The sequence below is a fragment of the Caballeronia sp. GAWG1-1 genome, from assembly GCF_023631465.1.
Classification (GTDB): domain Bacteria; phylum Pseudomonadota; class Gammaproteobacteria; order Burkholderiales; family Burkholderiaceae; genus Caballeronia.
Genome location: NZ_JALQDB010000053.1, coordinates 44,163 through 56,359, shown reverse-complemented (window position 1 = coordinate 56,359; position 12,197 = coordinate 44,163). Strand labels below are relative to the sequence as shown.

10 protein-coding genes are annotated in these 12,197 nt (G+C 61.7%); 9 read left to right on the top strand and 1 reads right to left on the bottom strand.

Annotated elements, in window-relative coordinates:
• Positions 1-551 precede the first annotated feature (551 nt).
• Positions 552-1,736: a thiolase family protein gene (locus NCT03_RS31235; protein WP_250495262.1), complete on the top strand. Its 1,185-nt coding sequence runs from the start codon at positions 552-554 to the stop codon at positions 1,734-1,736.
• Positions 1,737-2,035: 299 nt separating this feature from the next.
• Positions 2,036-2,371 carry a hypothetical protein gene (locus NCT03_RS31230; RefSeq protein ID WP_250495261.1) on the top strand — a complete coding sequence of 112 codons (336 nt, stop codon included), beginning with the start codon at positions 2,036-2,038 and terminating at the stop codon, positions 2,369-2,371.
• A gap of 24 nt (positions 2,372-2,395) precedes the next feature.
• On the opposite strand, the gene NCT03_RS31225 is transcribed toward NCT03_RS31230, so the two are convergent.
• Positions 2,396-3,292, bottom strand: a complete 897-nt coding sequence (locus NCT03_RS31225; protein ID WP_244832438.1) for a LysR family transcriptional regulator — start codon at positions 3,290-3,292, stop codon at positions 2,396-2,398.
• 146 nt (positions 3,293-3,438) lie between these two features.
• On the opposite strand from NCT03_RS31225, the gene NCT03_RS31220 reads away from it, so the two are divergent.
• The 7 genes from NCT03_RS31220 to NCT03_RS31190 are packed head-to-tail and all read left to right on the top strand — an operon-like array spanning position 3,439 to position 12,174.
• Positions 3,439-4,932, top strand: a complete 1,494-nt coding sequence (locus tag NCT03_RS31220; RefSeq protein ID WP_250495260.1) for an aldehyde dehydrogenase — start codon at positions 3,439-3,441, stop codon at positions 4,930-4,932.
• 31 nt (positions 4,933-4,963) lie between these two features.
• Positions 4,964-6,040 carry an ABC transporter substrate-binding protein gene (locus NCT03_RS31215; protein ID WP_244832439.1) on the top strand — a complete coding sequence of 359 codons (1,077 nt, stop codon included), beginning with the start codon at positions 4,964-4,966 and terminating at the stop codon, positions 6,038-6,040.
• A 25-nt stretch (positions 6,041-6,065) separates the two neighbouring features.
• Positions 6,066-6,899 (top strand): ABC transporter permease, encoded by an 834-nt coding sequence (locus NCT03_RS31210; RefSeq protein ID WP_250495259.1) that lies wholly within the window; start codon positions 6,066-6,068, stop codon positions 6,897-6,899.
• Positions 6,896-7,747, top strand: a complete 852-nt coding sequence (locus tag NCT03_RS31205) for an ABC transporter permease (RefSeq protein WP_250495258.1) — start codon at positions 6,896-6,898, stop codon at positions 7,745-7,747. Before NCT03_RS31210 ends, NCT03_RS31205 begins: the two co-directional genes overlap by 4 nt.
• Positions 7,748-7,766: 19 nt before the next feature.
• Positions 7,767-9,356 carry a phytoene desaturase family protein gene (locus NCT03_RS31200; protein WP_250495257.1) on the top strand — a complete coding sequence of 530 codons (1,590 nt, stop codon included), beginning with the start codon at positions 7,767-7,769 and terminating at the stop codon, positions 9,354-9,356.
• A gap of 25 nt (positions 9,357-9,381) precedes the next feature.
• On the top strand, positions 9,382-10,476 hold the full coding sequence (locus tag NCT03_RS31195; protein ID WP_250495255.1) for an ABC transporter ATP-binding protein: 1,095 nt from the start codon (positions 9,382-9,384) through the stop codon (positions 10,474-10,476).
• Positions 10,477-10,533: 57 nt separating this feature from the next.
• Positions 10,534-12,174 (top strand): class I adenylate-forming enzyme family protein, encoded by a 1,641-nt coding sequence (locus tag NCT03_RS31190; protein ID WP_250495254.1) that lies wholly within the window; start codon positions 10,534-10,536, stop codon positions 12,172-12,174.
• Positions 12,175-12,197 lie beyond the last annotated feature (23 nt).

Sequence of the window (12,197 nt, the reverse complement as noted above, 5' to 3'; positions counted from 1 at the left end):
CCATTTCAGCACGGCCGAGTTCTTTGGAAGCGGCGAGGTCTTTGATCGTCAGCATGGTGAATCTCCTAAGTGGTTGGTTGGTCGAGCGTTGATTTGTTGCGCTCGCAGCTACATATGCGAGAGGCATGCCAACGACGCAAATAAATTTGGTTTGGCTGTCTAAATGATTGATTTAGAAAAATAAAAGTTGAATTGGTCGCACGCTTCGATCAGGTTGAGAAAGATCAGTAGAAACATTTGTGTTTTGATGGGCCCGACATAAATTTCGAAGATGACTGTCCTGAACAGACACAGTGGAAGGTCCTCTTGGTCCGCAAGACAGAGACGTGAAAAAAATCTAGTCCCAGCCAAGTCTCACGAGTCCTTGGCTAGCCGCCGTCCACACTTCCGATTGAAACAACTCAACTTTGCTGACGCGCAGAGTGTTATCTGGAGTCATTCCGGCCCTGATCGAGTCGTCCCGCCGTCGAACGCTCAACCATCCATCGTCTCTGCAAGCTTCTCGAATCCATGGAAAAATGTGCATATGCACTAACCATGGAGAGAATGTCATGTTCAAAGACGAAATCGTTCTATGCGCGCCGGTGCGCACGCCAATCGGAGCCTTTGGCGGCAGCTTGAAAGAAGTGGCGGCAACGGAGCTGGGCGCCACCGCTATCCGCGAGAGCGTGCGTCGCGCGGGTCTGGCGCCGCGAAAGGTCGATGCAGTCATCATGGGCAACGTCATCCAGGCAGGCAGCGGCATGAATCCCGCGCGCCAGGCGTCGATCAACGGCGGCATTCCGGTGGCATCGCCTGCTGTCACGGTGAATCGCGTATGCGGATCGGGCGCGCAGGCAATTGCATCGGCGGCTCAGGAAATAGCACTCGATATCTCGAACGTGGTTATCGCGGGCGGCATGGAGAACATGGATCGCGCGCCGTATCTGCTGCCTGCGGCGCGATGGGGTCAACGCATGGGCGCGGCACAGGTCATCGACAGCATGTTGCGCGATGGACTCGACGACGCGTTCTCGGGCCAGCACTCCGGCTGGCACACGGAAGACCTCGTCAGCAAATACGGCATCGGCCGCGAGGCGCAGGACCGCTGGGCAGAACGTTCGCAACGGCGCTTCAGCGATGCGCGAGATGCAGGTCACTTCGCAAACGAGCTCGTGACCGTCAACGTTCCTGGCAAAAAAGGCGTGTCCCCATTCGATACAGACGAGCAACCGCGTCCCGATACCAACCTCGAAACGCTTGCTCGGCTCAAGCCCGCATTTCGCAAGGACGGCACCATCACCGCAGGCAATGCGCCGGGCCTGAATAGCGGCGCATCGGCGATGATCGTCACGCGTCGTGCCACGGCTGAATCGTTAGATGTAGTCGCTTCGGCGCGGCTCGTTGCTTTCGCGGTGTCGGCGGTCGAGCCGGGGCTGTTTGGCATCGCACCGGCCCCGGCCGTGACAAAGGTATTGGAGCGCGCGGGCTGGAAGCTGGGCGACGTGGAGCGCTTCGAGATCAACGAGGCTTTCGCTGCAGTGCCGCTCGCCGTAATAGCTGAACTCGGGATTCCCGAGGACATCGTGAACGTGGATGGCGGCGCTATCGCGCATGGTCATGCCATCGGCGCCACGGGCGCGGTGCTCACCACGCGTCTCATCCACTCGATGCGTCGCGATGGCGTGCGGCGAGGCATCGTGACGCTTTGCATCGGCGGAGGGCAGGGCATTGCGCTCGCGCTCGAAAGTGTTTAAGGCATAGCGCAAAAAGTCCGGCAGGAATGCCGGGCCGAAATCCGTCGAGCAGCATGGCATTTTTGACGAGACGCGCGGGCTGTGCGTTACAGCATGCGATTCCCGCCGTCATACGCGTGACGAAGGCATCGCGTTCGGGCGATGTCGTCGGCGCTGCGCACAGGCTTGCCCCGTCGAAAGGCGCCGCACCGGATCAACCGAAAACGCATAAAACCTCACGTTTCAAGGGAGAAAGCTAAAGATCGCGCGCGCCGTGTCGTTACCTCAGAAGCGATCACACGAGGCGGACAGAGGTACGGATGTTTTCCATCATATGCAAGGAATGCGGCGCGGAAGCACGCACGGAAGTAGCGAACTGCCCGAGATGCGGATTCGTGATGGAGAAACCGGCGCCCGAGATCGTCGAGGCCAGCAAGCCTGCTTTGCGGATGCCAAGGCGTCTGCGCGATCACTTGAGCACCGTAGCCGCATGGACGACGGTCTGCCTCGTTGCACTGGCAGGCATTACGCTCTGGTCCACTCGCACGTCGGGTGATTCAGAGAGTGGCGCTGTCGCCGTCGGCAAGATCGAAACGGGTGAGAATCGCATGACAGCCGATACTGCGGCGCTCGCTGCAAGCACGAGTCGGCCTTAGTCCGTAACGCATGCACTTAAAGACTCACCCCATCACGAACTCCGCCGCAGTCTCCTTCAATTGAAGGACGAATTGATTGACGATGACCGACCGCGGTCTGCCGGGCGCAAAGAGAAAGCGCGGTTCGACCGGTACGGCCGGCGAGAATCGTCGTGCAATCAAGTCCGGAAACGAACGGCTCATCAGCGAGAAGGGGTCCACCAGCGCCACCGCATTGGCTTCCCGCACGAGCGCGCACAGCACCGGCGTGCTGTTGGACACGAACGCGCTCGTAAAGACTCGTCCCTGCGCGCGGAACGCTTCGCGCAGGCGCCATCCCGTCAACGTGTCTTCCCCGAAGGTCGCGAGCGTCTCGTGATCCAGCAGGCGAGGCGTGACCGTCTTGCGCGCAGCAAGCGGATGCTCCGCACGCATCACGCAGCATAGTTCGGCGCGACAGAACTCCTCCACCTCGAGCGTGCCTGAAGGCGCGGCTACATCCAGAATGCCGAAATCCGCCTGATTGTTGTTCACGTATTCGACGACGTGACGCGTAGGCAACGCCCTGATATCGAACTCGACTTGCGGATGCGTCTCGCGGAACTTGCCGACCGCGCGCGCGACGATAGTGGTTGCGAGCATGGAGACCGTCGATACGCGAATCGACCCGCGCTGGCCCTCCTGAATCTCGCGTGCGGTCTGCGCAATCGATTGCACGCTGCCAAACAACCGCTCTATCTCCGGCAAGATTGCCTCCGCCTCGGGCGTGCATACGAGCCGCCCCTTCACACGCAGAAAAAGCGTAAGCCCGATGTCTTCTTCCAGCATGCGCAGAGTCTTGGTCACGGCAGGCTGGGACACGTAGAGCAGACGTGCCGCAGCGGACACGCTGCCCGCCTTGACCACCGCGCGGAAGATTTCCAGATGACGCACTTTGAGCATGGCGGACTCGTCGAAGGTATAACTTTCTGGCAGGAACAAGGTTATCAGAATGTATTGGTTTTCATACTTTTGAAACCCTACACTTGATTTCAACGCTGGATGTTGAAAGGCACGCAGGCAATCGACCCAACCCAAGGAGCTTTGCAGTGAGCATTCCCGACGCATCGGTGTGGCGCGCCCGCGCGCAAGAAATCCGGCCCGAGGGCCGCGCGTTCATCGACGGGCGCTATGTGAACGCGCTCTCCGGCAAGCTCTTTGCGACCATCGACCCGGCCACGGGCCGCACCATCGCCGCAGTCGCCGAATGCGGAACGGAAGACGTGGACGTCGCGGTCAGAAGCGCGCGACGCGCCTTCGAATCCGGCGTCTGGTCGCGCGCCGCACCTGCCGAACGCAAAGCCGTCATGCTCAAATTCGCGGGCTTGATCATGGCGCATCGCGAAGAGCTGGCGCTGCTCGAATCGCTCGATGTCGGCAAGCCGATCACCAATGCCTACAACGGCGACATCGTGAGTTCGGCCACCTGCATCCAGTGGTATGGCGAGGCCATCGACAAGCTCTATGGCGAAACCGCGCCCGCCGCACCCGACGTGACCACCATGATCGTGCGCGAGCCGCTCGGCGTGGTCGCGGCCGTGGTGCCGTGGAACTATCCGCTCTCGATGGCAAGCTGGAAGCTCGGCCCCGCACTCGCCGCAGGCAACTCGGTGATCCTCAAGCCCGCGGAGCAATCGCCGCTAAGCGCGATTCGCATCGCCGCGCTCGCGGCCGAAGCGGGTTTGCCGCCTGGCGTGCTCAACGTCGTGCCGGGCTACGGTGAAACGGCGGGGCGCGCGCTCGGTCTGCACATGGATGTCGATGCCGTCGGCTTCACCGGGTCGACCGCTGTCGGCAAGTTGTTCATGCAGTACTCGGGTCAGTCGAATATCAAGCGCATCGGGCTCGAATGCGGCGGCAAGAGCCCGCATATCGTGCTCGACGATTGCCCCGATCTCGACGCCGCCGCGCGCGCCGTGGCGGCCGGTATCTTCGCCAATAGCGGACAGGTGTGCAACGCGGGTTCGCGGCTGATCGTACACGCGGCGGTACGCGACGAATTGCTGGAGAAAGTCGCGGCCATCGCGCGGGACCTCGTGCCCGGCGACCCGCTCGATCCCGCCACGAAGATGGGTGCGATCGTGAGCCAGGCGCAGCACGAGTCGGTCATGTCGTATATCGATGCGGGTCGTGCCGATGGCGCGCGTGTCATCGCTGGCGGGCGTACCGCGCGGCCGGAATCGGGCGGCTACTTCATCGAGCCGACCGTGTTCGATCGTGTGAGCAACGACATGCGTATCGCGCGCGAGGAGATTTTCGGGCCGGTGCTGTCGGCGATCACGGTCGAGTCGCCGGAGGAAGCGGTGCGCGTCGCCAACGACACGATCTACGGCCTCGCCGCCGCGGTGTGGACCTCGAACATCGCGCGGGCGCAGCAGGTCTCGCGTCAATTGAAGGCGGGCGTGGTGTGGGTCAATTGCTTCGATCGCGGCACCATGTCCTCGCCCTTCGGCGGCTTCAAGCAATCCGGATTCGGCCGCGACAAGTCGATGCACGCCTTCGACAAATACATGGACTGGAAGGCGATCTGGATCGCCGGATGAAGCAGTGCCCCGACCTCGCATGGAGACCGACATGAACGCGCCACTATCTCAAGCCGATACCGTATCGACCAGTCCGTCGTCTTCACGACGCACCTTCCTGCTGCAAGCCGGCGCGCTCGCCGGCACCGCGCTGCTCGGCGCACCGGCCATTGTGCGTGCGCAGGCAAAGAGCATCAGCGTGACCTGCTGGGGCGGCGCCTATGAGGCGGCGGTGCGTGCCTCGTTCGCCGAACCCTTTGCGAAAGAGACGGGCATCGCGGTGAATCTTGTGAACAGCGCGGATCTCGCGCGCATGAAGGTGCAGGTCGAATCGAAGAATGTGTCGTGGGATGTGTTCGACAGCATTGGACCGCAGATCGTCGCGGGTTCGCGTCAGGGCATGTGGGAGAAACTGGACCCGGCTATCGTCAAGACCGATGGCCTCATCACGAAGACGGGCGCGGACTTCGTCGGCACGTATTCGTATGCGGGCGGGATCGGCTTCGACCCGAAGCGCGGCAGCAAGCATCCGACGACCTACGCGGAGTTCTGGGATGTAAAAGCGTTTCCGGGTCGTCGGGGTTTGCGCCCACGGGTGAGCGAGAACCTGGAGATGGCGTTGCTCGCGGATGGCGTCGCGCCCGACAAGCTCTACCCGCTCGATGTCGAGCGCGCCTTCGCGGCGATGGACCGCATCAAGCCGGGTGTGCGCAAGTGGATCGAGACGACGCCGGAGACGGTGACGCTTATCGCGAGTAACGAACTCGATTTCACGTACACGTATCTGAGCCGCGTTTTGCCCGCGCAAAGAGCGGGTACGTCGGTGCAGATGTCGATGAAGCAGACGCTCAACAGCCTCGAATATCTCGCGGTGCCGAAGTACGGCAAGAACACGCAGGCTGCCATGCAATACGTGGCGTTCTGTCTGCGCCCCGACCGCCAGGCCGCATTCTGCGAGATGGTCGAGTTCGCGCCGAACGCGGTGCAGGCCATGCCGCTCGTATCCGCCGCCGCCAAGGCGCGCATGCCGGACATGCACGATCCAAACAGCGTGATCATCAACGACACGTGGTGGGGCGATCACTACGACGCGTTGCAGAACCGCTTCACGACCTGGATGCTGACATAAAGTAGCGTAAAACAAGGGGCGCGCGATGAGTTACACGCTGAACCTGAAGGCTGTCGTCGTGATGCTGCTGCCGCTCTACGGCCTGCTCGCGGTGTTCTTTCTGTGGCCGCTCGGCGTAGTCGGCTGGTCGAGCATCTACGAACAGGCGTTCACGCTGCGCGGCTACGAACAGGTGCTGACGAGCGCGCTCATACATCGCGTGCTCGGCAACACGATGATCATCAGCGCGCTCGCCACGGCGACGAGTCTCGTGCTTGGGTATATCGTCGCGCTGCATCTCGCCCGCATGCCCATGTCGAAGCGCGCGCCGTATCTCGTGATGGTGATGTTGCCGTTCTGGACCAGCGTGCTCGTGAAGAGTTATGCCTTCACCGTCGTGCTAGGCAGCGCGGGGATCGTCGCGAAACTCGCGGGATGGTTGAGTGGCGATACATGGCATCCCGACCTCATGTTCAACCGCACTGGCGTCGTGATAGGAATGACCAACTATCTTCTGCCGTTCATGGTGCTGCCCATTCTCACGAGCCTCACCACGCAGAACCGCAACCTCAAGTTCGCCGCCGAACTCATGGGCGCAGGTCCCGCGATGATCTTCGCGCGCATCACGTTGCCTTTGTCGATGCCCGGCGTGTTTGCAGGCGTTCTCATGTGCCTCACGCTCTCCATGGGCATGTACATCACGCCCGCGTTGCTCGGCGGACCGCGCGACATGATGCTCGCCAACCTCATCGACTTCTACACGCGGCAGACGCTCGACTGGACGCTGGCCGCTTCCATCGCGGTGATGCTGCTCGTGCTGTCCGGGGCGCTGATCGCAGTGCTCGGACGTGTTCAGCGCGGCACGGAGGCGCTCGCATGATGGATACCGCAACGCGTGTCAGCAACGAATTCGTCAAGCCCGAACCGAGGCGCCGCGACTCGCGTGTATTCATGCGCGTGCTCGGTTCCATCGGCGGATGGTGCGGCTATTTGTTCCTGCTGCTGCCAAGCCTCGTGATCGTGCCGATTTCGTTCGGCGGCGGCAGCGAACTGACGTTTCCGCCGAAGACCCTCTCGCTTGCGCTATTCCGGCAGTTCTTCGCCGATCCGGCATGGTGGGGCGCGTGTGTGACGAGCGTGATGGTCGCGCTGCTGGCATCGGTAATCTCGATAGCGGCCGGTGTGCCAGGCGCTTATGCGCTTGCACGCGGCCGGTTTCCGGGCAAGCGCGTACTCGAAACCTTCGCCATCACGCCCATGCTCGTGCCCGTCGTCGTGCTCGGTCTTGGCGTGTATAAGCAGTTCTCGATGCTCTCGCTCGTCAACACGGCATGGGGACTTGCGCTCGCACATGCCGTGCTCGTCGTTCCGTTCGTGATCATTGCGGTAGGCTCGGGCTTGCGTCACGCGGATGCATCGCTCGAAGCCGTCGCGCTTCTCATGGGCGCAAGCCGCGTGCGCATCTTCTTTCAAGTGGTGTTGCCGCAGATACGCGCGTCGGTGGCCGTGAGCGTGCTGTTCGCGTTCCTTCTGTCATTCGACGAGGTGGTGGTCGCGTACTTCATCTCGGGACCGCAGACCACGACCTTGCCGGTCAAGATGTACAGCGCGATCCGCTGGGAAGTATCGCCGGTGCTCGCCGCCGTCTCGACGCTGCTCACGCTGATATCGCTTCTGGTGTGCATCGGCATCATGGCTTTGCAACGGCGCGACGCGTCCGCCGACTAATCTTGAACTAGAGACCAACATGGCGAACAGGTACGACGCGGTGATCATCGGCGCGGGACACAACGGCCTCGTGTGCGGTGCTTATCTCGCGCGCAAAGGCTTCAAGGTATGTCTGCTTGAACGGCGCGAACTCGCAGGCGGCGCGGCCGTCAGCGAAGCGGTGTGGCCGGGGTATCGCGTATCGACCGCGTCCTACACGATGGCGTTGTTGCAGCCGCGTATCATCCGCGAACTCGAGCTTGCGAAGTACGGCTACGAGATCGTCGTGCCGCCGCCCATGCTGCATCTGTATGGCGATGGCAAGAGCCTTGTGTTTCGCGGGGAAGGCGAACGGCTTCATGCGGATATCGCGCGCTTTAGCCGCGCCGATGCCGATGCATACGGTAAGTATCGCGCGCATATGGCTCGGCTCGGCAAGGTCGTCTCCGAGATGCTCTGGGAGATTCCGCCCGATCCCGCCGATGCCGCGCTCGGCGCGCGCGGGCGTTTGCTTGGATTCGCCTGGCGTTTCCGCGATATGGGCGAGCAGTTCTACGACTTGTACGACGTACTCACGTTGAGCGCGCGCGATTACCTGTCGCGCTGGTTCGAGTCCGATCAGATGATCGCGGCGCTGGGCTTCTACGCGTCGTGCGGCGGAGCGGCCACGAGCATCTGCTCACCCGGCTCGGCGTATGTGTTGCTGCGCGGCTTCATTCGCGATCACACCACGAACGAGGGGCCGGCGGGCTTCGTGCGCGGCGGCATGGGTTCCATCTCCGAAGCCATCGCGGCATCGGGGCGGGCGCATGGCATGGAGGTGCGTTGCAATGCGCCGGTGGCGTCGGTAGAGATAAGCGGCGGACGAGCGACGGGCGTGCGGCTCGCATCGGGCGAATCGATCGAAGCGGGTTGCGTCATATCGAACGTGGCGACCAAGATCCTGTTTCAGCAACTCGTCGATGCGGATTACGTGCCGCCTGAATTTCTCGCGCGTGTCGCGCAAATACGCGACCGTTCCACCGCTTTCAAAGTGAATCTCGCGTTGCGACGCCTGCCCACTTTCACGGATTTCGATTCCAATGCAGCGGGTTTTGCTTATCCGGCGCAAGTTCGTATCGGACCTTCGGTGGAGTATCTCGAACGCGCGTGGGATGCATCCAAGTATGGCGAGATATCGCCGCGACCGCCGCTCGTCGTGCTGACGCCAAGCGTGATGGACCCAAGCGTCGCGCCTGCGGGCAAGCATCTGATGAGCATCTTCGGCCAGCATGCGCCTTATACGTTACGCGAAGGAACATGGGACACGCAGCGCGAACGTCTCTTTCATATCGTGCTCGATACGCTTGCGTTGCATGCGCCAGATATTCGCGACTGCATCGACGATGCGCAAGTGCTTTCGCCCGCCGATCTGGAGCGCATCTTCGCGCTGCCGGGCGGTCATGTGCATCACGGTGAACTGAGCGCGGATCAGATCTTCTTCAGGCGGCCGGTGCAGGGGGCCGCGGACTATCGCACACCGGTGAAGGGACTCTATCAATGCGGGGCATCCGTGCATCCGGGCGGCGGCGTGACGGGCGTGCCCGGCCACAACGCGGCGCAGGTCGTGATGCGCAGCGAGCGTCACTGAGCGGCATCATTCACGGAATCCGACGATGAACATGATCGAACTGAAGCAGGTCTCGCGGCGCTACGGCGAAGTGCAGGCGCTCGCGCCGCTCGACTTCAGCGTGAAGCAAGGCGAGTTCGTCACGCTGCTCGGCCCTAGCGGCTCGGGCAAGACTACGCTGCTCAACGTGATAGCGGGCATGGTCACGCCATCGTCCGGGCAGATTTTCGTGCGCGGCATCGACATCACGAATGCGCCGCCGAGTGCCCGCGGACTCGGCATGGTGTTCCAGAACTATGCGCTGATGCCGCACATGACCGTGTTCGACAACATTGCGTTCCCGCTGCGCGTGCGCAAGATGCCGAAGGACGAGATTCGCCGCAAGGTAAGGGACGTGCTCGACATGGTGCGCTTGCCCGACATCGCGATGCGCAAGCCGAAGGAACTGTCGGGTGGCCAGCAGCAACGTGTGTCGCTTGCGCGTTGCATCGTCTATAACCCGGCGTTGATCTTGCTCGATGAACCGCTCGGCGCACTCGACAAGAAGCTGCGCGAACAGATGCAACTCGAGATTCGCCGGCTGCATGCGGAACTCGGCATCACGATGCTCAACGTCACGCACGATCAGGACGAGGCGCTTTCGATGTCGGACCGCATCGTGCTCATGAATCAGGGGCGCGTCGAACAGATCGCGACGCCCGACGAGCTGTATCGTTCGCCGCGCACGGCGTTCGCGGCGAGCTTTATCGGCACGGCCAATCTGATCTCGGGCACCGTGCAGGACGACATCGGGACGCATGTGGTCGTGTCGACTCCGCTTGGCATGCTGCGCGCCGCGACGGCATCGCAGACGATGTCGCGCGGTGCGGCCGTGAAGCTACTGGTGCGACCGGAAAGCGTGCGAATGACGTCCGCGCATCGGCCGCCTGACGATCATGCTGTCGATGGCATCTGTCATTCCGGCACCCTCGAAGACTCGATCACGCTCGGCAGCGTCGTGCGTCATCACGTGCGTCTTGCCGACGATACGCAGATCGTCGTCCAGCAACAGGGCACACGGCGGCGCGCCGAACATGAGCGCGGCGCACCGGTGCTCGTCGACTGGGCGCCGGAGGATTGCCAGATCATTCTTCAAGACTAAATACGCGCGACAGGCGCGCCTCGCCGTGCGAGGTTTCGAATTTCGTGGAGAGCATGTATGAAGACACAGTCGCCGACCGTGGCGGACGAACTCGTCCGTCGAAAGCGTCAGGAGCAACTCGCATTGCCTGAATCGCTCGGAGATTTCGTGCGCGAACAGGCCGCGCTATATGGCGACAAGACCGCTGCGGTGTGGTTCGATCGCAGTATCGAGATGACGTATGCGCAAATCGATCGCGCGGCTTCACAGCTTGCCGATTCATTTGTTAGGCGCGGTATTCGCAAGGGCTGTCACGTTGGACTGATGTTGAAGAACACGCCCGAGTTTCCCATCTCGTGGATCGCGCTGGGTCGTATCGGCGCGGTCATGGTGCCCGTGAACACCGCCTACACGCAGGACGAAATGATGTTCGTCCTTACCGATGCCGACGTGCAGTACCTCGTGATCGACGCCGAATTCCTACCGCGTCTCGCCGATGCGCCCACGCTGCCCGCACTGCTTGCATGGGAACGTGTGATCGTGTGCGGCGAGAGCGAGCATCCGCTGCAATGGCAGGCTTTGCTCGATGCGGGCAGCGCCATGTTCAATGCGCCCGGAACGGTGTCGCGCAACGACCTGTTGAATCTGCAATACACCTCAGGCACGACGGGCTTTCCGAAGGGCTGCATGCTGACTCACGATTACTGGATGATTCATTGCCACGGTGCGGCGCGTAACAGGCGCGGCCCCGAAGCGGGCATCGAGAACGTGTTGATCTGGGCGCCGTTCTTCTACATGGACCCGATGTGGCAGTTCCTGATGACGCTTAAGCTCGGTGGCACCGCGTACATTGCCGAGCGCATGAGTCTCACGCGCTTCATGTCGTGGCTCATCGATTATCGGATTCACTACTGCATCTTTCCCGAGCCTGCCTTGAGCGCGCATCCACGGAGCGAACGCGACGCCGATGTATGCCTGAAGTATGTGAGCATCTACGGATGGACCAGAAGCGCGCGCGAAGAAGTGCAGGCGCGCTTCAACGTGATTGCTCGCGAAGGCTTCGGCATGACCGAAGTAGGAACGGGCGCACTCGTGCCCGCGTGGGCCCATGATGAGGCGCTCGAACGCACTTGCGGTCTGCCTGCCCCGTTTCGTGAACTGCAGGTTCGTCGCGATGACGGCAGTATCGCCGATATAGATGAAGTCGGTGAACTCTGGATTCGCGGGCGCGGCATTTTATGGGGGTACTACAAGCGTCCAGAGGCCAACGCCGAGAGTTTCGATGGCGACTGGTTTCGCACGGGCGATCTGTTTCGACGCGATGCAAAGGGCTTTTATTTCATCGTGGGACGCATCAAGGAGATGATCAAGCGCTCGGGCGAGAATGTCTCGGCAACCGAAGTGGAGACCGTTCTACGCAGCATGGATGCAATCGATGAAGCCGCAGTCGTGCCGGTGCCCGATCCGCTGCGTCGCGAGGAAGTGAAGGCGTACCTCAAGTTGCGCGAAGGACTCACGCATAGCGACGTTCCGCCCGCGGCGGTGTTCGAGCATTGCGCGCTGCATCTCGCGTCGTTCAAGGTGCCACGTTATCTGCAATATATCGTCGGCGATTTTCCGCGTACGCCTTCGCGCAAGATCGCGAAAAAACGCCTGATTGCCGAGACAACCGATCCGTTCGTCGATACCTTCGATCGTCAGGAGTCGCGTTGGCGGTAACGCCAGACGCTTGCCGGAGCTGC

Bases quoted from the DNA above. Each gene is read 5' to 3' on its own strand.
- NCT03_RS31235 (WP_250495262.1), top strand. From the start codon at position 552: ATGTTCAAAGACGAAATCGTTCTATGCGCGCCGGTGCGCACGCCAATC.
- NCT03_RS31230 (WP_250495261.1), top strand. From the start codon at position 2,036: ATGTTTTCCATCATATGCAAGGAATGCGGCGCGGAAGCACGCACGGAA.
- NCT03_RS31225 (WP_244832438.1), bottom strand. From the start codon at position 3,292: ATGCTCAAAGTGCGTCATCTGGAAATCTTCCGCGCGGTGGTCAAGGCG.
- NCT03_RS31215 (WP_244832439.1), top strand. From the start codon at position 4,964: ATGAACGCGCCACTATCTCAAGCCGATACCGTATCGACCAGTCCGTCG.
- NCT03_RS31210 (WP_250495259.1), top strand. From the start codon at position 6,066: ATGAGTTACACGCTGAACCTGAAGGCTGTCGTCGTGATGCTGCTGCCG.
- NCT03_RS31205 (WP_250495258.1), top strand. From the start codon at position 6,896: ATGATGGATACCGCAACGCGTGTCAGCAACGAATTCGTCAAGCCCGAA.
- NCT03_RS31200 (WP_250495257.1), top strand. From the start codon at position 7,767: ATGGCGAACAGGTACGACGCGGTGATCATCGGCGCGGGACACAACGGC.
- NCT03_RS31195 (WP_250495255.1), top strand. From the start codon at position 9,382: ATGAACATGATCGAACTGAAGCAGGTCTCGCGGCGCTACGGCGAAGTG.
- NCT03_RS31190 (WP_250495254.1), top strand. From the start codon at position 10,534: ATGAAGACACAGTCGCCGACCGTGGCGGACGAACTCGTCCGTCGAAAG.